Source organism: Sodalis sp. RH22 (assembly GCF_047324165.1).
Lineage (GTDB): Bacteria > Pseudomonadota > Gammaproteobacteria > Enterobacterales > Enterobacteriaceae > Acerihabitans.
The window spans coordinates 3,943,442-3,966,260 of the sequence record NZ_CP178731.1 but is presented as its reverse complement, the minus strand read 5'-3'; the positions used below and the strand labels follow the sequence as shown (position 1 = coordinate 3,966,260).

General features: G+C 58.7%; 19 protein-coding genes. 9 read left to right on the top strand and 10 right to left on the bottom strand.

Annotated features, from left to right (window positions below):
- Positions 1–3 precede the first annotated feature (3 nt).
- Together ACL2XN_RS18020 and ACL2XN_RS18015 are read right to left on the bottom strand one after the other, a co-directional pair.
- A complete protein-coding gene (locus ACL2XN_RS18020) occupies positions 4–528 on the bottom strand; it encodes a GNAT family N-acetyltransferase (protein ID WP_410012911.1) in 525 nt (174 codons plus the stop codon).
- A 162-nt stretch (positions 529–690) separates the two neighbouring features.
- The gene (locus ACL2XN_RS18015; protein ID WP_410012910.1) at positions 691–1,146 is read right to left on the bottom strand and encodes an ester cyclase; all 456 of its coding nucleotides are present in this window, start codon (positions 1,144–1,146) and stop codon (positions 691–693) included.
- Positions 1,147–1,248: 102 nt separating this feature from the next.
- On the opposite strand from ACL2XN_RS18015, the gene ACL2XN_RS18010 reads away from it, so the two are divergent.
- Together ACL2XN_RS18010 and ACL2XN_RS18005 are read left to right on the top strand one after the other, a co-directional pair.
- Positions 1,249–2,163, top strand: coding sequence for a LysR family transcriptional regulator (locus ACL2XN_RS18010; RefSeq protein ID WP_413729196.1), 915 nt, complete (start codon positions 1,249–1,251; stop codon positions 2,161–2,163).
- A gap of 62 nt (positions 2,164–2,225) precedes the next feature.
- Positions 2,226–2,876, top strand: coding sequence for an NUDIX hydrolase (locus tag ACL2XN_RS18005; RefSeq protein ID WP_413729195.1), 651 nt, complete (start codon positions 2,226–2,228; stop codon positions 2,874–2,876).
- A gap of 57 nt (positions 2,877–2,933) precedes the next feature.
- On the opposite strand, the gene ACL2XN_RS18000 is transcribed toward ACL2XN_RS18005, so the two are convergent.
- Complete coding sequence (locus ACL2XN_RS18000; RefSeq protein WP_413729194.1) at positions 2,934–4,127, bottom strand: MFS transporter; 1,194 nt, start codon at positions 4,125–4,127, stop codon at positions 2,934–2,936.
- A gap of 135 nt (positions 4,128–4,262) precedes the next feature.
- Here ACL2XN_RS18000 and ACL2XN_RS17995 point away from each other — a divergent pair, with 135 nt between their 5' ends.
- The gene (locus tag ACL2XN_RS17995; protein WP_413729193.1) at positions 4,263–5,165 is read left to right on the top strand and encodes a LysR family transcriptional regulator; all 903 of its coding nucleotides are present in this window, start codon (positions 4,263–4,265) and stop codon (positions 5,163–5,165) included.
- A gap of 18 nt (positions 5,166–5,183) precedes the next feature.
- Here ACL2XN_RS17995 and ACL2XN_RS17990 read toward each other — a convergent pair whose 3' ends face one another.
- The gene (locus ACL2XN_RS17990) at positions 5,184–5,996 is read right to left on the bottom strand and encodes an NAD(P)H-dependent oxidoreductase (RefSeq protein WP_410012905.1); all 813 of its coding nucleotides are present in this window, start codon (positions 5,994–5,996) and stop codon (positions 5,184–5,186) included.
- 85 nt (positions 5,997–6,081) lie between these two features.
- Between ACL2XN_RS17990 and ACL2XN_RS17985 the strand changes: the two genes are divergently transcribed.
- Both ACL2XN_RS17985 and ACL2XN_RS17980 read left to right on the top strand, forming a co-directional pair.
- Entirely contained in the window at positions 6,082–6,975 is an 894-nt protein-coding gene (locus ACL2XN_RS17985; protein WP_410012904.1) for a LysR family transcriptional regulator, read from the top strand.
- 208 nt (positions 6,976–7,183) lie between these two features.
- Positions 7,184–7,399 (top strand): DUF378 domain-containing protein, encoded by a 216-nt coding sequence (locus ACL2XN_RS17980; protein WP_410012903.1) that lies wholly within the window; start codon positions 7,184–7,186, stop codon positions 7,397–7,399.
- A gap of 117 nt (positions 7,400–7,516) precedes the next feature.
- Here the strand turns inward: ACL2XN_RS17980 and ACL2XN_RS17975 are convergent, their stop codons facing one another.
- Positions 7,517–9,811 carry a TonB-dependent receptor domain-containing protein gene (locus ACL2XN_RS17975; RefSeq protein ID WP_413729192.1) on the bottom strand — a complete coding sequence of 765 codons (2,295 nt, stop codon included), beginning with the start codon at positions 9,809–9,811 and terminating at the stop codon, positions 7,517–7,519.
- Positions 9,812–10,380: 569 nt separating this feature from the next.
- Between ACL2XN_RS17975 and ACL2XN_RS17970 the strand changes: the two genes are divergently transcribed.
- From ACL2XN_RS17970 to ACL2XN_RS17955, 4 genes are read left to right on the top strand one after another with little or no spacing between them, the layout of a single operon-like run.
- The gene (locus tag ACL2XN_RS17970; RefSeq protein WP_413721731.1) at positions 10,381–11,415 is read left to right on the top strand and encodes a hemin-degrading factor; all 1,035 of its coding nucleotides are present in this window, start codon (positions 10,381–10,383) and stop codon (positions 11,413–11,415) included.
- Positions 11,412–12,227, top strand: a complete 816-nt coding sequence (locus tag ACL2XN_RS17965; RefSeq protein WP_410012901.1) for a hemin ABC transporter substrate-binding protein — start codon at positions 11,412–11,414, stop codon at positions 12,225–12,227. The genes ACL2XN_RS17970 and ACL2XN_RS17965 overlap by 4 nt, the downstream gene beginning before the upstream one ends.
- Positions 12,227–13,228: a FecCD family ABC transporter permease gene (locus ACL2XN_RS17960; RefSeq protein ID WP_410016678.1), complete on the top strand. Its 1,002-nt coding sequence runs from the start codon at positions 12,227–12,229 to the stop codon at positions 13,226–13,228. The genes ACL2XN_RS17965 and ACL2XN_RS17960 overlap by 1 nt, the downstream gene beginning before the upstream one ends.
- Entirely contained in the window at positions 13,221–14,000 is a 780-nt protein-coding gene (locus ACL2XN_RS17955) for a heme ABC transporter ATP-binding protein (RefSeq protein ID WP_413727464.1), read from the top strand. Before ACL2XN_RS17960 ends, ACL2XN_RS17955 begins: the two co-directional genes overlap by 8 nt.
- A 160-nt stretch (positions 14,001–14,160) precedes the next feature.
- On the opposite strand, the gene tldD is transcribed toward ACL2XN_RS17955, so the two are convergent.
- The 5 genes from tldD to ACL2XN_RS17930 are packed head-to-tail and all read right to left on the bottom strand — an operon-like array spanning position 14,161 to position 22,457.
- A complete protein-coding gene (gene tldD, locus ACL2XN_RS17950; RefSeq protein ID WP_413721734.1) occupies positions 14,161–15,618 on the bottom strand; it encodes a metalloprotease TldD in 1,458 nt (485 codons plus the stop codon).
- A 17-nt stretch (positions 15,619–15,635) separates the two neighbouring features.
- A complete protein-coding gene (locus tag ACL2XN_RS17945; RefSeq protein ID WP_413729191.1) occupies positions 15,636–16,985 on the bottom strand; it encodes a TldD/PmbA family protein in 1,350 nt (449 codons plus the stop codon).
- Between the two features lie 27 nt (positions 16,986–17,012).
- A complete protein-coding gene (locus ACL2XN_RS17940) occupies positions 17,013–18,266 on the bottom strand; it encodes a thioredoxin family protein (protein ID WP_413729190.1) in 1,254 nt (417 codons plus the stop codon).
- An 18-nt stretch (positions 18,267–18,284) separates the two neighbouring features.
- The gene (locus tag ACL2XN_RS17935; protein WP_413729189.1) at positions 18,285–20,000 is read right to left on the bottom strand and encodes an ABC transporter ATP-binding protein/permease; all 1,716 of its coding nucleotides are present in this window, start codon (positions 19,998–20,000) and stop codon (positions 18,285–18,287) included.
- Positions 20,001–20,012: 12 nt separating this feature from the next.
- On the bottom strand, positions 20,013–22,457 hold the full coding sequence (locus ACL2XN_RS17930; RefSeq protein WP_410012895.1) for a TonB-dependent siderophore receptor: 2,445 nt from the start codon (positions 22,455–22,457) through the stop codon (positions 20,013–20,015).
- Between the last annotated feature and the right edge of the window lie 362 nt (positions 22,458–22,819).

The window sequence follows — 22,819 nt, the reverse complement described above, 5'->3', positions numbered from 1 at the left end:
ACCTTAAACAGCCAATGATTTAGTCAGCGTGATAAGCGCCAGATCGTCGCGTAAAGGCACGCCCACGTTGGGATCATTATAGGGAAAGGGCTCCGTATCACCGGTTTTGGCAAAACCGCGCCGTTCGTACCACGCAATCAGCTTATCCCGCACATTGATAACGGAAATCTTGAGGCTCCCGGCACCCGCGTCGCGGGCAAATTTCTCCGCGCCCGCCATGATGCTTTTGCCGAGACCGGCGCTTTGCGCATGCGGGCTTACGGCCAGCATCGAGAGATACCATTCGCCTTGATCCAAGGGCGTGAGCGCCACGCACCCGCATAATTCGCCGCGAGCGGGCTCCACCGCCAGCAGAATGATCGACGCGCCATTCTCTATCATGTCGGCCAGGTCGCGCCGGCTGGTGCGCGGCCCGTCGATCAGCCCGACTTCAGTGGTCCAATCCGGCGCCGAGAGGCCTCTGTAGGCCTGGTTAACCAGTTCCGCCACGCTGTCCAGTTCTTGTGCCCCTGCGATGGATAGCTCCATGTTTTCCTCTGCTTTCTGGCCATTTCCCAGTGCTTATTAAAGCCGCATTATCACCGGCCCGTCAATAAGCAGAGGCCGTCATGACGGCGCGCCCACCCGGTATGACGCCCCCTAGGCGGTCACATCAGCGCAGGCGCGCGGTTTTGCGCATTGTCGCCTGACTTACGGCTGTTCAGGCGTGGGAAACCGGCCCAACTGCTGAAACAAACCGAACCAGTCCTCAAGATGCCAGGTCCTCTTAATGCGCGCCCCTTCGAATTCGTGGAATTCATGGATAGCAAAACCGACCTGTTTGCCCGTCGCCGGAATGCCGAACAAAGGCCCTAGATGGGTGCCGGTAATCTCCGCCCGCACCCCCATGCGCCCGGCCGTCTGGATGACATCGAGGATAGTGATTTTGACGTCGGGCATCGCCGCGATAAAGGCGCGGATAATCGGCTTAAGACCATCGGGGCCGGGACCCTGGCCGGGCGCCAGGGGAATATCGTCCCAGTCGGCGGTGACGGCGATATCCAGCAAATCCGGGTTCTGGTCGTTAAACGCACGGTAGAGCATGTCGACCGTTTGCCGTTCAACACGCAGTTGTTCTGTTTCAGCGAGCGCGGTGGAGGATGTCATTTGCGGCCGTTCCTTTCTGATAAGTGGAAATATAAGGTTGGAGTCTGATGAATCCGCTATTATTTGTCCAACAGATATAAGATATGAATGAGTATTTGATTTATGGATTTCCACGGTATCGATCTGAATTTGCTGGCCGCCTTTGACGCGCTGATGGACGAGCGGAACGTCACCCGCGCGGCGGCGCGCGTAGGGGTAAGCCAGCCGGCGATGAGCGCGGCGCTGTCGCGTCTGCGCGCGTTATTTGGCGATCCGTTGTTCCTGCGCAGCGCCGAGGGGCTGCTGCCCACGCCGCGCGCCAGGGATATCGCGCAACCCATCGCTCAGGCGCTGCGGCAGATAGAAGCGGCCCTGGTGGCCAAACCGGCGTTCATGCCGGCGAAGGCGTCGCTGGCCTTTACCCTCGGGGTGCCCGACTATCCGGCCTTTGTGCTGCTGGCGGCCCTGGTCACGGCGCTGGAAAAGCAGGCGCCGGGCGTGTCGTTAAACGTGCGCGCCTTTACCGGCCGGGATAGCGCCGTCGATCTGCTGGACGCGGGCACTATCGACGTCGCGGTCGGGGTCATGCCCACCCGCCCGGAGACCCGGATAATGACCCGGCCCATCCTGCGGGACGAGTTTGTCACCATTACCCGCCGCGCCGGCGCGGCGGTGGAAGACGCGATGACATTGGAGCGCTTCCTGGCCCTGCGCCATGTCCTCGCGTCCCCGGAGGACGACCGGCACGGCCTGGTGGACCAGGCGCTGGCGCAGATGGGCAAACAGCGTATCCTGGCGCTGACGCTGCCCCAGATGTTCGCGGTGCCCGGCGTCGTGGCGCGGACCGCATTGACGGCAACCCTGCTGCGGCGGGTCGTGCTGAATTCGCCCGTCCGGCACGAACTGGCCTTGTTTGCGCCGCCGGTGGTATTGCCGCCGATAGAATTCCACCTGATCTGGCACCGGAAAAGCGATCAGCACCCGGCCCAGCGCTGGTTCAGGGAACTGATCGCGTCACATGCTTTAGCGTTGCAATAACCATTTGCCTGGCGGGCAAACCGGCGTTACGGTAATTCAGCGATTATTTTTCCCGCGAGGACATGATGACGGCAAAAAACAGTGAAAACGACAACCCCGCTTCCTTATCGGCCATCGCCCTGGCGCAAAAATTACAGGCTTTGGCGCAAACCGGGCTGACCTATACCAAAGATCGTTATGATATCGAGCGTTACCTGGAGCTACGGAATATCGCCGCGCAGCTGACAGCCGACGTATTGGCGTTAGATAAGCCGCCGGTATTGGACATGTTCAAACAACAGGAAGGGTATGCCACGCCAAAGGTCGACACCAGGGCGATAATTCTGCGCCAGGGTAAAATACTGCTGGTGCAAGAGGCCGATGATCGGCTGTGGAGCCTGCCCGGCGGCTGGGCCGATGTCGGCGATAGCCCATCCGGCGCGGTGTGCCGTGAGGTCGAGGAAGAAACCGGCCTTACCGCCAGCGTGGAGTGCTTGCTGGGCGTATGGGACCGTAATCAGCATGGCCATCCGCCTTATCCCTGGCACGTCTATAAGCTGATATTTCATTGCCGGGAATTGGGCGGTGAAATCCGCTTAAGCGAGGACTCGCTGGACGTTGATTTTTTCGACCCCCTCGACCTGCCGCCGTTATCGTTAACCCGCATCGTGCCAGTAGAAATTGCAACCAGCCTGGAGATTATAAAAAACAATAAAAGCACCTGGTTTGATTAGCGCCAGGGGAAGAATATCCGCGGGTAAACATCGCCACGGATTTCTTCCGGCGGGATATTATTCCCTATTTTCAGCGGTATTCCCGGCTTTGCGTTGCGATATTTCACCCGCCGGTTTCCGGCCCGTCTTCTGCCAATAAGGCGGTAGCAGAAAGCTGGCCACGGCAATAATGCCCAGCCCCGCCCCCGCCAGCAATAATGTTTGGGCGCCGTAGTGATCCATCCAGATTCCGCCCGACATGGCGCCGGCGCCGATGCCGATATTAAAGGTCATCACGTACAGCGCCGACGCCGCCTCCGCCTGCCCCGGCGCCAGCTCTATCACCCAGCTCTGCAGGCCGATAATCAGCATGGCGATGGATGCGCCCCATAGCGCCATTACCAGCCAGGAAATACCCGGCAGCCCGGCGAAGCACAGCATCAGCAGTTGGCTGATAACAATACCGATGGCGGAAACCACCGCCAGGCGCATCGGCCGCGGCCCCAGCCAGCCGGCCAGCAGCGTACCCGCGGCACCCGCCAGGCCGAAGACCAGCAACGCCAACGGCAGGCGCGCGCCGCGCATCCCCAGGGTCTCGGTCACCAGCGGGGTGATATAGGTATAGCCGTTAAAATGGGCGGTAATTATCAACAGCGTTATCGCGGCGGCCCCGTAGAGCGGCCAGTTGCGACGGGGAAACCCCGCGCCCTCGCCGCGCGCCGCCACGGCCATCGGCGGCAGCCAGAAATAGCCCATGATAAGGATTATCAGCCCGAACGCGCCGAAGATCGCGAAGCCCTGCTGCCAGTTAAAAGCCTGCCCCAGGGCGGTTGATAACGGCACGCCGGCCACGATGGCCAGGGAAATTCCCGAGAACACCCAGGCGGTGGCGCGGCTGGCCGCCATGCGCGGCGCAATTCTGACCGCGTAGGACGCCAGGCTGGACCAGAAGACGCCATGCCCCAATGCCGCCACGATCCGCAGTCCCATCAGCTGTCCCCAGGAATGGGTTATCAGGGCCAGGCCGTTGCACAGGGTAATAATCCCCAGCAGGACCAGAAATAGCGGCCGGCGATCAATGCGATTGGTCGAAAGCGTCAGGGGGATTACCGTCAGGGTAATGATCCAGGCATACCCCGTCACCAGCGAGCCGACCGCGGCGTGGGAAACCCGCAGATCCGCGGCAATGCGCGACAGCAGTCCAATAGGCAGGTACTCGGTGGTTTGGGAAACAAACGCGCCCAACATCAATACCAGCAACGCACGTATCATCTTTTGAATATCCAGTAATGCACGGGAGGTGCGTAAAGACCGACGGATGGCGTTAACCATAACCGCTAAAGGATTAAAGAAAAATACGATACTATTCACTTCTCAGATGACATTTACGTCATGAATGGAGGGAGCATGGGCTCTTTAAACGGCCTGGAACTTTTTGTCCAGGTGGTCAGAGCGGGCAGTTTTGTCGAGGCGGCCCGTCTTTGCGGCCTGTCGCCCTCGGCGGTGAGCAAAGGCATCGCCCGGCTGGAGGCGCGTTTAAGCGTCCGTTTGCTGAACCGAAGCACCCGCAGCGTCGCCCTGACGGCGGAAGGCGCCCGCTTTTACGACAGCAGCCAGACTATCCTGCGCGCTGTTGAAACCGCGGAAAATGAGCTGACCCAGATAAAGGAATATCCCCGGGGCAAGCTTAAGGTCAGCCTGGCGGATGAAAGCATGGTATTGCCCCGCCTGGCCGACTTTGCCCTGGCCTGGCCGGCGATAGAGCTGGAACTGGATTTTTCCGATCGCATGGTGAATGTTATCGCGGAAGGCTTCGACGTGGTGGTGCGCAGCGGCGCTATCAGTGATTCCCAATTGATGGCCAAAAAACTGGCGGTCTTCAGTTCAAAAGTGGTCGCCTCGCCCGCTTATCTTGCCAGGGCCGGCATTCCGCTGCATCCGGATGATTTACAGCGCCATGCCTGCCTGCATTACCGTTTCCCCCACAGCGGTAAACTTGAATCCTGGCAGTTGCTGGGCGTGGATCCGGCATCGGCCAACCCGCTGCCTGTCGCCATGGTGTGCAATAACATTCAGGGACGGCTGAGCTTTGCCCGGCGCGGCGCGGGGCTGGCATGGCTGCCGGATTATATTGTCCGCCCCGCGCTGGATGAGGGCGCCCTGGTCAGCGTACTGGATGAGTATGCCGTCAGGGCGGAGCCGTTATGGCTGTTATGGCCTTCCGGGCCGTACCTGCCGTTAAAGACCCGGGTTTTTATCGATTATCTGGCCGGGTGTTTCCAGCCCGGCGCGAACCTAGCCGGCGGATAGCGCTGTAATGCGCCAGGCTCAGGCCGCGCCGGGCTCGGAATCACCCGCCACGGTCGGACGCCGGTGCGCGGCAAAACCGGACTGCCCCGGCGCAATCTCAGGCCGCAGCGTCAGTTCGGGGATAATATACTCGCCGCCGTTCTGCGCACGAAAAGAGAGGGGTGGGGTGCGCCACAGGTTGTCCAGGCGCTGCGCGAGCGTGTCGCTGATAGCCGAAAACCGCGCCTCGTCCATGCGGCCGGTGCGATAGACCAGGAAGGGCGGCAAGACGTCGAACCCGGGATAATAGAGGATCCCGTGTTGGATCGGGAACAAAATATCCTCCATCGGGCCATTGATGCCGCGCGGGCTATAATGCGGCTCCCATCCCCCCGTGGTCACGATCAGCATCGCCCGTTTTCCCGCCATGGCGCCTTCCCCGTAGCGATCGCCCCAGCGCGCGTCGGAGTGTTCTCCCACACCGTAAGCGAAGCCATACGCATAAACGCGCTCCACCCAGCCCTTCAGGATGGCCGGCATCGAGAACCACCACAGCGGAAACTGCAAAATCACCGCATCCGCCCAGCGCAACTTGTCCTGCTCCTGGGCGATATCCGCGCTTTGCCGGCCGTTTTCGAAGGCGAGCCTGGAATCCAGCGAGGGATCGAAACGCGCGCCGGCCGGTCCGTCCAGGCTATCGTTGGCGTCAAGCGCGGCTTTCCACTTCATGGCATAGAGGTCCGATACCTGGACCCGGTGGCCCGCCTGTTCTAAATGGGTAACCGCGAAATTTTTCAGCGCGCCGTTTAAGGATTGAGGCTCGGGATGGGCATAGACGATCAGGATATTCATAGCGGGACCTTGGTGATGGCAAAGAGGCAGAATAGGCTGTGGTCAGGTATAGTAGAAATTAATTTATTCTATTCCGGGTATAGCGATGATTAATCTCCAACGACTGGATCTTAACCTGCTGGTGACGCTGGATGTGCTGCTCGCGGAACATAACGTTACGCGCGCGGCGCGGCGGCTGAACCTGTCGCAGCCCTCGGTCAGCGTCCATCTCGCCAAATTAAGGGAAACCTTTGGCGATCCCCTGCTGCTGCCGGGACCCAGGGGCATGATCCCCACGCCAAGGGCCGAGGAGCTGCGCGCGCCGTTACGGCAAGCGCTTGACGCGCTTTCGCATGCGATGTCGCCCGGCGCGCCCTTTGACCCCGCCACATCCAGCCATACCTGGCGCGTCGCCGCCTCCGACTACAGCGAATCGACGGCGCTGCTGCCCGCGCTGCCGGGATTACGCCTGATGTCCCCCGGCAGCAGGCTGGCGGTGCTCGCGCCGGTGCCGTCGCTTATCGCCCGGCAAGCGGAACAGGGTGAAATTGACCTGGCCTTTCATACCAGCGAAGGATCGCCGCCCGGCCTGCATCGCCGGGTGCTGTTCGCGGAGCGCTATGTACTGGTCGGCCGCGCCGGTCATCCGCGCTTGAAAAAACCGCCGACCCTGGCGCAGTTCTGCGAACTCGATCAGGTGATCGTATCGCCGGATGGCGGGGGATTTTACGGCATTACGGACAAAACGCTTGCCGATCTGGGGCTGGCGCGCCGGGTGGTGCTGTCAGTGCCCCATTTCCTGCTGGTGATGGCGGTGCTGGCCCGCACCGATCTGGTGGCGATGCTGCCATCGCGCCTGGTGCGCGACGCCACCGCGCTGCGGGTGACCGAACCGCCGGTGGAGGTCGAAGGATTCGAACTGGCCATGCTATGGCATGATCGCGCCCATCACGACCCGGCGCATCAATGGCTGCGCGGCCATATCGCGGCGTCGGTGTGAACAAGGGCCTCGTCTCATCCGGCCGGATATTTAGAGGCTTTATATCCCGCTGAAAAGTGATCTGTCGCAAAGGTTATTATGACGATGATTAAAGAATGTATACTGTAAATATAATCTATTGAATATAGATATTTTATTGAACCAACCCTATCTAGCCGTTTATTTATAAAAATTGTATTAGCCACATTATTTATTTTTTTGCGGAGGAATGATGAAAATATTAACCACTGTTGTGCTGGTCCTGTTAATCATTGGCGGACTGAACTGGTTACTGGTCGGACTGTTTCAATATGATCTGGTCGCCGCCCTGTTCGGCGGACAGGCCGCCGTCGTATCACGGATTATTTATGCGCTGGTGGGGCTATGCGCTATTTACACGATCGCGCTGTTGCCGAAACTGCGCACCGCCTGCCACCACGCATAACAACACCGCCTCCCGTCCGCGGCGGGACGGGAACAATAATGACTCTCCCGCCGCGCAGGATGGAAAAACCGATAAATACCCCCGCCCATTCCGGGCCGGGGATATTATTATCACGATTTAAAAATCGACATTGACCCCCACTTGGAACGAGCGTCCCGGCTCGACGGCCAGCGCCTGGTTGGCGAAATCCTGCCGGGTGACATTGGTTAACTGGCGGCTGCTCAGATAATCCCAGTATTTGCGATCGGTCAGGTTATAAATGCCGCCGCTGAGTTTGACGTTTTTCGCCACCTGCCAATAGGCGGTAAGATCCACCAGGCCGTAACCGGGAATACGCATATAGTCCGTGGTGGCGTCGGTTAATGCGCCACCGCTATTGGTATAGCTTTGGCGGTTGGTGGCGGTGGCCTTTTTCCCCTTCTGGAATGTCGAGGTAATGGCGGTGCCGTAGCGCCGGCCCGGATCGTCCCAGGCCAGTCCCACAATGGCTTTCATCGGCGCGACGCTGTCTAAATCGACATAGTCGTCGCCCATATAGCTGGATTTGGACTTGCCCTTATTATAACCGAACGCGACGGTGGCGCTTAAGCCATTGACCGATTCAAACCAGGTGCCGAAATTAAATTTACTGCTGAATTCTCCGCCGTAGATATAGGCTTTGTCGCGGTTCTCAGCTTTATAAGCGACAAAAATATTGCCCGGAACGCGGGTAAATTCCCCCGGATTGGCGCTGCGGGTATAGCGGGTATTGGCAATAAAGTTTTTATAGGTGTTGTAGAACAGCGCGCCGTTAAAGGTCACGCCGGGAGTAATATCGCCTTTCAGGCCCCATTCAAAGTTATTACTGGTCTCCGTTTTCAGATCGCTATTGCCAATCAGGGCATATTGCTGGCTGCCGGCATAGCTCGAGCCGAGATTCCACGACCCATATAACTGGCTGGCGTCGGGGAACTGCGCGCCGCGTTTATATTGCAGGTAGGTGGTCATGGCCGGGGTGAGATCGTACAGGAAACTCAGGGACGGCAGTATCTGGGTATCGCTGTTGGTCTTGCCGTACAGGGATTCCACCTCGCCCGGAGTGAGCACCGCGCTGCCCGAGGCCAGGCTGGACAGGTTGGTGGGTTTACTGTTCTGGTAGACCGCCCGCGCCCCGGGCACAATGGCAAAGCCGTGCCCGGCCAGGTCAAGGCTGATGCGGTCCTGAACAAAACCGCCCAGGGTGTAGGTGCGGCTGTCGGCCTCGGGCTGCATAATGGCGGTATAGATGCTCGGGGCCGGGAATTGCGCGAACGGCCGCTCCGTTTCTGATTGACGCGCATTAAGGCCGGCGCTCAGCGCATGAATGCCGACGGTTTTCAGCCAACGGCTATCAAAGCCCCAGGTATCGACATTATAATCCGACTGCACCCGCTCGCGCGTGGCGGCGGTCAGCGGCATGTCGGTGTTGTCGTGGGCCTCGGCGTTCTGGTAATAGAGCTGCGTATCCAGCTGGTCTACCCAGCCCAGGTCAATCGGCGTCCAGCGATCCTTCACGCTCAGGCTCCAGCGGCGGGTATCGCTCTGCTGCCGGGACGTGCCGATCACGCTGCTGCCCGCGCTATTCCAGGTATCAAAGTGGGTATGGTTGGTCTTATCGTAATATTCCGCCGTCCCGGTGAACTGATGCTCTTCGTTGGGTTGCCAGATGCCGCTGGTCATGATGGCGGTGGAATGCCAGTTGGCCGGGAAGGCGTCGGCGCTGTCGCTATTGGTCCGCGTCTCCTGTCCGTCCCGGCGGCTTATCACCACCAGGCCCCGCAGCTCCTCATCGCCCGCCGCGGCGGTGATGCCGTTGTGCCAGGCGCGGTTGGCCGAATCATAATCGCTTTGATAACCAAAATAGGTGTTCTTTTTATAGCTCAGGTAATCGTCAGGCGACTTGGGCAGAAAGGATACCGCGCCGCCGATGGCGGTGTTGGCGCGCTCGGTGGGCGTGGCGCCGGAGGCGATATCCACCTGGCCGTACATATAGGGGTCGATATAGTCGCGGCCGATGCCGAAGGTTCCCAGGCCGGCGCGGCTGGCGTAGGCGCGGCCGGTGGCGTTGGGCAAGGGGATGCCGTCCACGTCGATGGCGACGCGGTTGCTTTCCAGTCCGCGGATGTTATAGCCGGTATAACCGCTGCGATCGAAGCCGCTTTTACCCGACGACGAACCGGCGCTTGAACCGGTGGCGCTGATTAACGGCTGGTAGCGCATAAGGGTACCGAAATCATTACCGCCGTGGCGTTGCATATCCTCCGCGCTGATGCGCGTAGCGGTGCCGGCCTGTTTCACCAGGCGAGGCGCATTGACCTTCATGACATCTTCAACGGCGGCCGGTTCTTTTGCCGGCTGCCCCTTGGCGTCATTATCCGAAGCGGCCGGCGGCATTTTGTTTTCCACGGCGCTTGCATGCCAGGCCGGCAGGATAAATAGCATCGCCGAAATAAGGGCGTTAAAAGGCCTGTTTCGCCTTTTTTCAGTGAACATAATAGAGCCTCAAAGCGGTCAAATTATAAGTTAATGCTCAACCATTGCCGGAGTATTAGTAAGGGAATAGCTATCCCAATTATTATTATTGCTAAAACGCGCTGCATTTAATGACGTAAAAACCCTACGGAAATAAGCAGTATTAGTCTGGCTACCCGTTATAAAAGTCAGGTTTTTGCTTTCCTATTCGCTGACGATAACATTATTTTAATTACGGTTATCTGACGGCTTCAGGCGTTGACGCTTGCTGGCGTGGTGTTATATCCCTAATAAAAAGTGGTGAGCCGAAGGCATATTCACAATTGATAACGATAATCTTTACGATAACAGAAATCATTATCATCTTTATACATTTTTAAGTTATATTTGCAACAGTTTCACTGCGAATGATTTACACGCCCGTTAAGCAGGCCCATTCGCAGCCGTATCCCGCTAACATCCGCTTTCGCCGGCACAAAAAGGAACCCTGAATGAACCAGCGTTATCAGCATTACCTTGAGCTAAAACAGCAGCATCCGAAAAAATATGCCCGGGAATTGGCGCAGTTGCTGAATATCAGCGAAGCGGAGCTGGCCTGGGCCAGGGTCGGGCATGACGCGCGGCGCCTGGACGGCGATATGCCGGCGCTATTGCAGGCGCTGGCCGCCGTGGGCGAGACAAAATCCATTACCCGTAATGAATATGCGGTACATGAACAGATCGGCCATTACGACAACCTGCGTCTCGGCGAGCACGGCGGCCTGGTCTTAAACCCGCGGGCGTTGGATCTGCGCCTGTTCGTCGGCCAGTGGAACTGCGCCTTTGCACTTATCGAATCGGGTCCGCGCGGCGAGCGCCAAAGCCTGCAGATTTTTGATCATCAGGGCGACGCGGTACTGAAAATCTATGCCACGGAGCAAACCGATCGCCATGCCTGGGAACAGCTTATCGCGCGTTTCGTCAGTGAAGATAATGCGGCGCTGGCGCTGGCGGCGGCGGCGGATAAACCGGCGCACAACGACAGTCCGGATAACCGGCGCATCGAACTGGACTGGCGCGCCATGACCGATGTGCATCAGTTTTTCCCCTTGCTTAAACGCCACAACATTACCCGGCAGCAGGCGTTTCGCGCGGTGGGCGACGACCTGGCCATACGTGTGGATAACCGGGCGCTGAGCCGGGTATTGCAAGCGGCGCTTGCGGATGCCAACGAAATCATGGTGTTTGTTGGTAACCGCGGCTGCGTGCAGATATTTACCGGCGCCATAGAGAAAGTGGTGCCGATGGAAAAGTGGATCAATATCTTTAACCGCCGGTTTACGCTGCATCTGGTGGAAGACGCCATTGCCGAAACCTGGGTAACGCGCAAACCGACCCGGGACGGCATGGTCACCAGCCTGGAACTGTTTGCCGCCGACGGCACGCAAATCGCCCAATTGTTCGGTCAGCGCAGCGAAGGGCAACCCGAGCAGATCGCCTGGCGCGGACAAATGGCCCTGCTGACGCAAAAAGGCCTACCGGCATGAAAAAATGGCTTATCGTTTTGCTGGCCCTGCCGATGGCGGCGCTGGCGCAAACGCGGGTGGTCAGCATCGGCGGCGATGTAACGGAAATCATCTATGCCCTCGGCGCGGGCGACCAACTGGTGGCGCGCGACAGCACCAGCCAGCATCCCGCCGCGGCCGTCGCCTTGCCCGACGTGGGTTATATGCGCATGCTCAACGCCGAGGGCATCCTGGCCATGCACCCCGGGATGGTATTGGCCAGCGATCAGGCCAAACCGTCGGTGGCGCTGCAACAGGTAGCCGATAACGGCGTCACGGTGGTTACGGTGCCCGGTACGCCCGATATCGCCGTCATCGACAGTAAAATCGCCCGCATCGCCTCGGCGCTGGGCCGGCAAACGCAGGGCGAGACGCTGCGCGCGGATATCCGCCGCCAGATGGCGGCCATCCCCGCCACGCCGCTGCCGGTAAAAGTCCTGTTTATTTTCAACCATAGCGGCATGACCACCATGGCCGCCGGCCAGGAAACGGCGGCCGATGCGGCCATTCGCGCCGCCGGCCTGCAAAATGCCATGCAGGGATTTAAACATTACCAGCCGCTGTCGCAGGAAGGCGTCATCGGCAGCGCGCCGGATCTGGTGCTGATTACCACCGACGGGGTAAAAACCCTGGGCGGCGAGGAGAAGGTCTGGGCGCTGCCGGGGCTGGCATTGACGCCGGCGGGCAAGGCGCGACGGCTGCTGGTGCTGGACGATATGGCGCTGCTGGGGTTCGGCCTTGAAACGCCGGCGGCCATTGCCCGCCTGCGCCAGACCGCTGAAACGCTGCCATGATGCGCCAAGCCCGGCCGGGACGGTTTTTACTGTTGCTGGCACTGGTGCTGCTGGCCATGGCGGCGCTGGCGGTAAATGTCGGCGCGATGCATTTGTCGCTGGTTAGCCTCTGGCGCCGGCCTTTTGACGCGGCGCTCTGGCATATCTGGTGGCATATCCGGCTGCCGCGCATCCTGCTGGCGGTGATCATCGGCGCGGCGCTGGCGCTGTCCGGCGGCGTGATGCAGGGGCTATTCCGCAATCCGCTGGCCGACCCTGGCCTGCTGGGCATCAGCAGCGGCGCGGCGCTGGCGGTGGCCCTGTCGGTGGTCCTGTCCGTGACGCTGCCGCCGCTGCTGGCGCTTTATTCTCCCATGCTGGCGGCTTTTATCGGCAGCCTGGCGGTGACGCTTATTATTTTTTCCCTCGGACGTCCCGGTCATCGCTCTTTGTCGCGCCTGCTGCTGCTGGGCATTGCCATTAACACCCTGTGCGGCGCTGCCATCGGCGTCTTGTCCTGGATAAGCGACGACCGGCAGCTGCGGCAGTTGTCGTTATGGGGCATGGGCAGCCTGGGGCAGGCGCAATGGCCGACGGTACTGGCCTGCGCCTCCCTGGTGCTGCCCGCCGCCCTGCTGGTGCAGCGTCAGGCGGCGCGGTTAAATCTGCTGCAACTGGGCGACGAGGAAGCTCATTATCTTGGCGTGGACGTGAAACGCACCCAGCGGCTGTTGCTGATGCTCAGCGCGCTGCTGGTGGCGGCGTCGGTGGCGGTCAGCGGCATTATCGGCTTTATCGGCCTGGTGATCCCGCATCTGGTGCGCATGTGCCTGGGGGCCGACCATCGCTGGCTGTTGCCGGGCGCCACCCTGGCCGGCGCCGCCCTGCTGCTGCTGGCCGATACCCTCGCCCGCACGGCGGTGGCGCCGGCGGAAATGCCGGTGGGATTGCTCACCAGCCTGCTGGGCGGCCCCTGGTTTTTGTGGCTTATCCTGCGCCGGCGCGGAGGCGAAAATGAATAAGGGCTTAACCGCCGAAGGCGTGGGCTATCGCATATCCAACCGGACGTTATTAGAGGATATCTCGTTATCGCTGGCCCCCGGCGAGCTGGTTGCGCTGATAGGCCCCAACGGCGCCGGAAAATCCACCCTGCTGCGCCTGTTGACCGGTTACCTGACGCCAAGCGTTGGGGAATGCCGCCTGCTGGGCCGCCCCCTGCGCCGATGGCCGGCGCAGGAACTGGCACGGCAGCGGGCGGTCATGCGCCAGCAAAGCAGTCTCTCCTTTCCGTTTACCGTGGCCGAAGTGGTGGCCATGGGCCGCGCGCCCTGGCAAACGCAGCCAAACCGCGACCGCGTGGCGGAAATCATGGCGTTTACCGGCTGCGATGCCCTGGCGGGGCGCGATTTCCGTCGTCTGTCCGGCGGCGAGCAGCAGCGGGTGCAGCTGGCCCGCACCTTGGCGCAGCTGTGGCAGGACGACGGCCCGGCCGGCTGGCTGTTTCTGGATGAACCCACCTCCGCGCTGGACTTATATCATCAGCAGCATATCCTGCGCCTGCTGCGCCGGCTTACGCAGACCGGCCGCCTGACGGTCTGCTGCGTACTGCACGATCTGAACCTGGCGGCGCTGTGGTCCGATCGGATTTTGCTGTTGCATGAAGGCAGGCTGGCGGCAAGCGGCGCGCCGGGCGATGTCCTGACCGAAGCGCGGCTAACGCGGTGGTATCAGGCGGATCTGGTGGTGCGGCCCCATGCGGAGTATGGGGTGCCGCAGGTTTCGCTGAAACGGTAAATAAGAACGCTCTGGCATCTGTGACCAGTCATGACTCGCGCACAGATGCTGCGCCCTGTCCTCTACGATATTTTCTCCTGCAAACGCTGCGTTATGAAAGCTGTGGCGACCAGCCGCGATGCCGGAGCGTTAGTCTGGACATCATAGCCGTCGCCTATCGTCAGCCCTGGCGGGTACCGCCCACCACCAGGTTATCCACCTTAAGCGTCGGCTGTCCCACGCATACCGGCACGTTTTGCCCCGCCTTGCCGCACACGGCGGTGCCACGATCCAGCGCCAGGTCGTTGCCGACCATGCTGATTTGTTGCAGGGTTTCCGGGCCATTGCCGGTCAGGGTGGCGCCTTTGACCGGCGCGGTGATTTTGCCATCCTCAATCAGGTACGCCAGGGCGGTCTGGAAACTGTATTGCCCGCTGACGATATCCACCTGCCCGCTGCCCAAGTCAGCCAGATATAATCCGCGTTTGACCGAGGCGATAATCTCACCTGGATCATATTGCCCGCTGCGCATAAAGGTATTGGTCATGCGCGGCATCGGCAAATGCGCATAGGACTGGCGCCGGCCGTTGCCGGTGGGCGGCAGCTTCATCAGGCGCGCGCTCAGGCTGTCGTGCATATAGCCTTGTAAGACGCCATCCTCGATAAGGGACGTGCACTGTGTCGGCTGTCCCTCGTCGTCCACATTCAGCGACCCGCGTCGTCCCGCCACCGTGCCGTCGTCGACGATATTGACCCCCGGCTGCGCTACCCGTTCGCCGATGCGCCCGGAATAAACCGAGGTGCCCAATCGGTTAAAATCGCCCTCAAAGCCGTGCCCCATGGCTTCATGCAGCAACATACCGGGCCAGCCGGCTGCTATCACCACCGGCATGCTGCCGGATGGTGCCGCTACCGCCTCCAGGTTAATCAATGCCTTTTCAACCATAGCGCGCAATGAGACCTGCAGCGCGACGTCATTGAACATGCCGAAATCCCCGCGCCCGCCCATGCCGGTACCGGCCGATTCCTTATTGCCGCGCTGCTCGACCACCACGCCGACATGCAATACCAGCATCGGCCTGATATCCGCCGCCTGATGGAAATCATGACGCAGAATATAATTGACCGAATGGGTTAATTCCAGGCTGGCGGTAACCTGGACGACCCGCGGATCGAGAGCCCTGGTCATGCGGTTAATTTTTTGCAGCAAGCCGATTTTCTGCGCCGCGTCGCACGCCAGCAGCGGGTCATCGTCGATAAAACGCAGCCGTGCCGGGGGGTAAGCCGCAGGCGCTGGCAAAGAGAGCCGGCCCGGCACCGCGATACTTTTTACCGAGCGGGCGGCCTCTTGCAAATACTTAAGATCAATATGCTGAGAATAAGCGAACGCGGTCTGGTCATGTTCGACCGCACGCAGGCCGAAGCCCTGGTCGACGTCAAAAGAGCCGAAATTCACCACGCCGTTCTCCATGGCCCAGCTTTCACGTCTCAGACTCTGTACAAAAAGATCGGCGTAATCCACCCGGTGCGACAGCACCTGATCCATCACCTCCTGTAGTTGCCCATCGGATATGCCATGCGATTCCAGCAACTGCTGTTTAGCCGGCGCCAGATGGGAGGTGGCTAGTGTTTCAATCATGATAAAACTCCTTTGGCTTAGCGTCCTGCCACCTGCAGGCTGTTGATTAACACGGAACCGCTGGTAAAGGCGCCCTGGGTGAAATTATCGGTGCCGACAGCGGCAATATCGCGGAATATATCCGCCAGGTTGCCCGCCACGGTCACTCCATCGACGGCATGGCGTATTTCACCGCCCTCGACCCAAAAGCCACGCAGGCTGCGGGAGTAATCACCGGTTATCAAACGCGCTCCGCCGCCGCTAAATCCGGTAATCAGAAGACCTGTATGCAGTTTTTTCACCATGGCGGCAAAGTCATCGCCAGGCTGGGTCAGGCTGCTGCGCAGCGTCAAATTGCCCGGTCCCCAACCGTTGCCGGTGGGCGTCATTCCGAGGCGCCGCGCCGCATAGGCCGACAGAAAAAAGCCTGTAAGGTGTCCGTCGTCCACCACCCGCCGCACCGCACCGCCGATACCGTCGCTATCGAACGCCCGGCTGGCGAGCCCCTGCGGGATAAAGGGATTTTCCTCAACGGTGATATGCCCGCTAAAGATCGCCTGGCCAAGCCGTCCGGCGAGAAAACTGTTACGGCGATACAACGCCGCGCCGCCGGCGGCCTGCACCAAATGATCAAGCAGCGTGAGGGCGCAAAGGGGATCGAACAACACCGGACAGCGTCGACTACCGGCCAGCGGCGCGCTATCCAGGGCGGCCAGCGCACCGCTCGCGGCCCGGCGCCCAATAGCTTCCGGCGTCATCATCGTCGAAGCAAGATGGGAATGGGAATTACAGAAATCCAGTTGGCTGTGGCCCTGATTTTTGGCCAGCGCCTTGGCGCTCATCACATGGTCGGTTTGCCGCTGGCCCTGGGCGAAACCACGGCTGTTCATCAAAAACCAATGGGACTGACCGGAACGTACCCAAACACCGTCACTCATCGCGCCCTTGCCCGCTGATGAAATACCGGACTCGATACGATGAGCCAGCGCTTGCGCGCCGGGCTCGTCCAGACCCCAGGGATGCCATAAATCGAGCTGTCGCGGCTCCCGACACAACAACGGCTCCGGTGGCAGGCCGGTAAATTCATCCTCGCCGGTATAACCGGCGATACGACATGCCGCCTGCACCGTTTCGCGCAGGCGCGCGGGTGAAAAATCGGTGGAGCTGGTAGTGCCCTGATGCTGTCCGCGATAGACGGTGAGCGACATGCTGGACTGCGCATCGCGGGTGCGCGCCCGCAGCCGGCCCTGGCGCATTTCAATCAGCAAGCCGTTGCTTTCGGAAAATATCACCTGCGCATCGGATGCGCCTTCCCGGACAGCCTGCGCTATGACGTTATCGGCCAGTTCAGCCAATTGCTGCTGGCTGTGCGCAAAAGTATTCGGCATGGATGCCTCCTGGTCAAAGGTCATGGTTTAAAAGTCCGGCGCTTCGGCCAGCAGCCGGTTCAACGCCCGCTGGATCTTGGTGTTTATCGGTTCGCTGAGCTGGTTGTAATTTTGATGAAAGGTATTTTCTTTGGCGATAAACGCCGGATTTTGCGCCAGCCACTCCGCTCTTAACAGAGTGATTTCCTCCTGGCTAAGCTTGCCGGCCGGGGACAAACGCTCTTTTTCGGTAAACCAGGCGAAACGTATATCGGGCGTGGCGCGATCATCGTCGCTCCACCCTGCTAGGATCTGCAATTGCTGGAACTGGGCCCAGCTTACGCCAAGGGCTACGTTGCCCCATTTTTCGTCATCGGCGGCGGCGGGCAACGGCGAGAGGTGCTGCAAAAGCGTGGCGATGATTTTTTCCAGCTGGCGTTCCGGCTGCTGGTAATCATGCAGCAGCAGGTCCGCCTGCTCCTTGATGGCCGACCAGTCGCCCGGTGCCGTCTCCCCTCCCGCAAGCCGCCCGGCGCTCAATGTCAGCCAGCGCATGAGCAGTTGCCCCAGCCTAGGATCGCGCAGGTAATCAGCCCATGGCGCCGATTCCTCACTCAGCCACCAGTGCATAAATCGCTGCGGCACCAGCCGGTAATCCTTGCCTGGGCGTAACGCGGCGAACAAACCGCCGATCTGCTCCGGGGTCAGGTAGCCGCAGCGGTCCAGCAGCCTACCCAGAGCAATCGGTAACCCGGTAATACGTTCAAAGGCAACGCTATCCGGCTGATGAATCATGGCCGCCATAGTAGTGCCTTTGCCGTCAAGCCAAAAGCTCCCAGGGGCAACAGTAATATCCCCGGCCTTAGCATGTCCGAGGGTGCGTTGCGCGATAAAACCATGCAAGCCCTCATCGCCGTAAAAACTGCTCCACTCCAGCGCCTCCGTCTGACGTACCGGCGGTTGCGAAACGACGTCCACCTCATGAGCCGCCAGCCAGGCATTCAACTGGCCCAGGGATTGGGCACCCACCTGGCGTACCGGTTCCGCCTCGCCTCTGAACAGCAACAGGGTGGGAATGCCGCGCACGCCATAGCGCTCCATGATGGCCGGGTATTTTTCCACATCAATCTTGGCGACCAGTAGCTTGCCTTCGGTATTATTGGCCAGCTTATCGATAACGGGCGCCATGGCGCGGCAAGGTACGCACCAGGGCGCCCAGAGATCCACCAGCACCGGCAGTCGCGCGCCCGCCAGGTAATTATCAAAATTGCTATCGGTTAACTCGTTGGGTTTGAGCGACATACAGGTTCCTATAAAATGTTAGCGACCCTGATCGGGTGTCAGGGTTAAAATATGCTGGTGGAAGTGTTCCAGCTCTTTGCGATGGGCCACGCTGATAATGGTGCTGCCGGGCAATTGATCGATCAGCGCCTGGTATAAACGCCGCTCCGTTTCCGGGTCCAGGGCGCTGGTCGCCTCGTCAAGGAAGAGAACCTCCGGGCGATGCAGCAGTACCCGCGCCATGGCCAGCCGCTGCTGCTCGCCGCCGGACAACACTTGCTGCCAGCGGTCGGACTGGGTAAGCGAATCGGCCCGTTCCGCCAGGCAACAGTCCGTCAGCGCCTGGCGGTACTGCCGATCGGTAAAGGCCTCCGGCTCATCGGGATAGGCCAGCGCGCTTTTTAATGTACCCACCGGGATATAGCTCTTTTGCGGTATAAATAGACTACGCGCCGTATCCGGCCGGATGATACTGCCTTCCCCAAAAGGCCATAACCCCGCGCAGGCCCGCAGCAAGGTGCTTTTGCCGCTGCCGGACTGCCCGCGAATCACCCAGCGTTCGCCGGCCTCGACCTGCCAGCGCGCCACTTGGCATAACGCCGCGCCGTCCGGACGCCGCAGGGTTAACGCCTCGCAGCAAAGCGCTGTGCCCTGGCGCATTAGCTGAATGCCATGGGGCTGGTCGCGGGCTTTGTTTAACGCCCACAGCATATCCCGCAGCCGGTTGGCCAGCGCTATCCAGTTAGTAAAGGATTGATAAGCCTGCGGGAAAAAGGCCAGGGTGCTCAATAGCGTACCGTAAGCCATGGTGATCTGGGTCAGGCCGCCGAGGGTAATTTTTCCCGACAGCAGTAAGGGCAGCGCCAGCAGGGTGGGCAGCGGGGAAAATATCTGGGAGAAAATGCTCTGGAAGAAATTCAGCTTAAAGGTTTTACGCATCATCAATAGGGTATTATTCCGTACCCGTATAAAACGGGACAGTAATCTTTCCCCCTCGCGCTCGCCGCCGCCAAAAAAAGCGATTTGTTCGGCGTTTTCCCGCACCTGCATGCCGAGAAAACGAAAATCGGCTTCTACGGTTTGTTTATTCATATTCACGCCGATCAGCACCTTACCCAGCCAGTGGGCCAGGGCGAGATGGGCAAATGAATAAAGGTACACGGCAAACACCATATAGCCGGGGATAGACCAGGTCCTGCCGCCAAGAGGAAACGACAACGTGCCGGACAGTCCCCAAAGCATAATAGTGAAAGTGACGACGCTGACCACGACGTTGATAATATTGGTGGACAGGTTAATCGTCACATCGGTAAAGAGATTGATATCCTCGGCGATACGCTGATCGCCGTTGCTGATTAAATTGTCGCGCTCCAGTTGGTAATACGCTGGATGACGGGTCCAGCGTTCTACAAAGCGGGTGGTCATCCAGGTACGCCAGCGCAGCGTCAAGTAATTAATCGCCAACACACTGACCAGCGGCAATAATACCGTTACAGTGCCAATGGCCAGGCTTCTTACCATCGTAGCGCTGATGAGGCTCCAATTCAGCGCCACCAATGCGTCGGTTAACTGCCCCTGCAGTTTATTTAAAGCCACAAACGCATAGGTGGTGGTGAAATTAATGGTCAGGATGACGGCAATTAAAAATATGGCCAGCCACTTTTCCGGCGATACCCAGAAAGGACGGATTAATTGCCATATCCCCGGTCGATTACCATCATTGGGTATTTCTTTTGTAAACTTTTGAGCCGTCATAATGTCCATTGCTTAAAACGAATAGGTCACCGATAACCTGGCGGTACGGCCTGGCTTGACGCCGATATACGTTGGTGTGGTCGAGTAATAATACAGATCGCGGTCAAAGATATTTTTCACGCCCAGGGTGACGGTATATTTCGGCTGATGGTAAAAAATAGAGGCGTCGGTCTGGGCCCAGCCACCCATTTTGAAGTAATTACCCGTATAGCCGTTGACCGTGTTGCTGGCCGCCTCTACGCCTACGCCGGCGCCCAGGCCTTGCAAACTCCCCTGCTGTAGTTCGTAGGTAGTCCAGAGGCTACCGGAGTGTTTGGGCTGTGCGGTAACCTTGGTTTTATAGCCGGTAAGATCGGTGGTATCCGGATCCTTAGGCTGGGCAAAGGTGTAGCTGGTGGTGATATTCCATCCCGGTAAAATCTGGCCGTTTAAATCAAAATCGAAGCCTTTGGTTTCCCGCCCCTGCGCGCCGACCGCGTCGCCGGCGATATTGTAGACCACCACATTGTCCTGCACGATATGGAATACCGCTGTGGTAATGGTCAGGTTATCGTCCAGCAGGTTAAATTTAAACCCAGCCTCCTTGGATTTACCGGTCGACGGCGCCAACGGTTTACCGGTAAGGGTATTGATCGTGCCGACGGTTTCGAAGCTATTAAGCAGGTTGGCATAGACCGTCACTTCCGGCGTGATATCATAGCTGATGCCATAGCTGGGTATCCATTTGGTCTCATCTGAAAACGAGGTCACATGACGGGTGGCGGAGTAATTCGCCGTGCTTTGCATCGTCCATTCAGCCCGCTTAGCGGAAAGCTGGAGATGCAATTTTTTCCAGAAATCGATCTGGTCTTGCAATATCAGCCCCCTTTGATCCTGGGTGTTTTTATAGGATTTAAAGGTGGGGTCGGGGATATCGGGAAACGACAGGCTGTCGGGATCGTTGTAGTTGGCGGTGGTGAAAATCCTGCCGTCAGATAAATCCCAGCTGGTGGTTTTTGAATGCTGATAGTCGTAGCCGACCAAGATATTATGGGTTAACGGGCCCATATCAATCTTGCCGCGAATATCGTTTTGCAGGCTTAATGAATTTAAATCCTGCTTATTGCCCAGCTCATGAGTGACCAACGAGCCGTTGGGGTACGCCACGTAAGTCTCATGAATGCGATAATTAAGGGTATTATCAAGATAGGTGGCTTTACTGTTAAAAGACCAGTTGTCGCTTAAATTCTGGTTGAATTCATAATAGGCGGTTTTCGCATTGCCCGCAAAATGATTATCTTTATCCCCCAGACGATATTCCGGCAGGCGCTGAATACGGCCGTTGTTATACAGGGTCGCCGCAGGTCCTGAGGTTCTGCCGGTACTGAATTCCGCGCCTACTTTAAATTTGGTTTTATCCGTTACCCAGGCCAGCACCGGCGCAACATAATCGGCGCGCTTGCCGTTAAAATCAGGAAAGCTGTTATCTGCCCGCATAGTGGAAGCGTTAAAACGGTATTGAAAGGTTTTGTCATCGTTTATCGGGCCGCCGAGATCGATGGCGGTTTTCACTTCGCCATACTTGGCGACCTCGAATTTTAGCGTATGCAGCGGATCGGCCGTGGGGGCTTTACGCACTATGTTGACCGAACCGGCGGGAGAACTGTTGCCCGCCAGCACCGCCTGTGGCCCTTTCAGTACCTCGACACGCTCGATACCGTCGATATTGGAATAGCCGGTGGCGCTGCCGTTCATGGTGCTGTTGGGGTTGGAAACGCCGTCCGTAGAGCCGGAGGTGACGTTAAATCCACGAATATTTATCGAATTAATACCGCGATTACCGCCCTGCATCGTGACGCCGCCGGCGTTGCGCAACGCATCCTCCACCGAGACCGCCTGGCGGTCTTCGATCAGTTTGCGGCTGACCACCTGCACCGACTGCGCGGTATCCTGCAATGATAAATTAGTGCGGGTGGCGGAACTGGACATTGACGGATTATAGACCGTGGCGTCTTCGCTTTGCTCGGCGCCGCCGCTGACGGTAATAGTCGGCAGCGTCTGGCCGCTGTCCTGCGCCGCCTGTAAATCCGACGAGGCGGTGAGCGGCTTGGCCGTGGTGACGGCATCAATGGTCAGGGTGCCGTTGGCAGTGGTGGTGACAGACAGCGGCGTACCCTGCAACTGTTGTAAAATGACCTGTTCCAGGGTATAGCGGCCGTCAACGGGTTTAGCCTGGTAAGGGGCCACCAGTTTAGGATCAAATGAGATGGTCTGTTGGCTTTGCCGCGCTATGGTTAATAGCCCTTGCTCCAGGGAACCCGCCGGTACTGAATAATGAGCTAAAGCCGCCGGCGCGGCATAAGCCGTTTGCGGCAATATCAGCGCCATACCCGCCACGGCAAATGTTAAATCAATCGCCAACGCCAGCCGGCCTGGGGTAAAACGAGTTTTCCTTGCGCGTTGCAGTACTGCATTCATTGTTACGGCTCCCGGAGAAAAGGCAAAGGTTAAGCGACGCCAGTTTGGTAGGGGTCTGCGTTTCATCTCAGTGGGTATGTGCAATGAGGGAAAAAATGTGTCACCGGGTTATATTTATTTTTTTGCGACTTATCGGGATTTTTAACTTAATTTATTAATTACATTACTGTTTTTATTTTAACGGATAAAGTTGTTGCGCGTAGACTTTCGGTTAACGCTCAAAAGCTGAGGGTAAAATGGCTTCTGCGGTACTGAATTGGTGCAAAAAAACGTGCATTGATCGACAACAGTGCACGTTGGTTTTCGTTTGTTGTACAAAACGGCTTGCAGTTACGGCCTTATAACAAAAGCGGCCTTAGTTA

Bases quoted from the DNA above. Each gene is read 5' to 3' on its own strand.
- ACL2XN_RS17995 (WP_413729193.1), top strand. From the start codon at position 4,263: ATGGGCTCTTTAAACGGCCTGGAACTTTTTGTCCAGGTGGTCAGAGCG.
- ACL2XN_RS17985 (WP_410012904.1), top strand. From the start codon at position 6,082: ATGATTAATCTCCAACGACTGGATCTTAACCTGCTGGTGACGCTGGAT.
- ACL2XN_RS17980 (WP_410012903.1), top strand. From the start codon at position 7,184: ATGATGAAAATATTAACCACTGTTGTGCTGGTCCTGTTAATCATTGGC.
- ACL2XN_RS17930 (WP_410012895.1), bottom strand. From the start codon at position 22,457: ATGAATGCAGTACTGCAACGCGCAAGGAAAACTCGTTTTACCCCAGGC.
- ACL2XN_RS17970 (WP_413721731.1), top strand. From the start codon at position 10,381: ATGAACCAGCGTTATCAGCATTACCTTGAGCTAAAACAGCAGCATCCG.
- ACL2XN_RS18020 (WP_410012911.1), bottom strand. From the start codon at position 528: ATGGAGCTATCCATCGCAGGGGCACAAGAACTGGACAGCGTGGCGGAA.
- ACL2XN_RS17990 (WP_410012905.1), bottom strand. From the start codon at position 5,996: ATGAATATCCTGATCGTCTATGCCCATCCCGAGCCTCAATCCTTAAAC.
- ACL2XN_RS17960 (WP_410016678.1), top strand. From the start codon at position 12,227: ATGCGCCAAGCCCGGCCGGGACGGTTTTTACTGTTGCTGGCACTGGTG.
- ACL2XN_RS17965 (WP_410012901.1), top strand. From the start codon at position 11,412: ATGAAAAAATGGCTTATCGTTTTGCTGGCCCTGCCGATGGCGGCGCTG.
- ACL2XN_RS18015 (WP_410012910.1), bottom strand. From the start codon at position 1,146: ATGACATCCTCCACCGCGCTCGCTGAAACAGAACAACTGCGTGTTGAA.
- ACL2XN_RS17975 (WP_413729192.1), bottom strand. From the start codon at position 9,811: ATGCCGCCGGCCGCTTCGGATAATGACGCCAAGGGGCAGCCGGCAAAA.
- ACL2XN_RS18010 (WP_413729196.1), top strand. From the start codon at position 1,249: ATGGATTTCCACGGTATCGATCTGAATTTGCTGGCCGCCTTTGACGCG.
- ACL2XN_RS18005 (WP_413729195.1), top strand. From the start codon at position 2,226: ATGATGACGGCAAAAAACAGTGAAAACGACAACCCCGCTTCCTTATCG.
- ACL2XN_RS17935 (WP_413729189.1), bottom strand. From the start codon at position 20,000: ATGACGGCTCAAAAGTTTACAAAAGAAATACCCAATGATGGTAATCGA.
- ACL2XN_RS17940 (WP_413729190.1), bottom strand. From the start codon at position 18,266: ATGTCGCTCAAACCCAACGAGTTAACCGATAGCAATTTTGATAATTAC.
- ACL2XN_RS17945 (WP_413729191.1), bottom strand. From the start codon at position 16,985: ATGCCGAATACTTTTGCGCACAGCCAGCAGCAATTGGCTGAACTGGCC.
- tldD (WP_413721734.1), bottom strand. From the start codon at position 15,618: ATGATTGAAACACTAGCCACCTCCCATCTGGCGCCGGCTAAACAGCAG.
- ACL2XN_RS17955 (WP_413727464.1), top strand. From the start codon at position 13,221: ATGAATAAGGGCTTAACCGCCGAAGGCGTGGGCTATCGCATATCCAAC.
- ACL2XN_RS18000 (WP_413729194.1), bottom strand. From the start codon at position 4,127: ATGATACGTGCGTTGCTGGTATTGATGTTGGGCGCGTTTGTTTCCCAA.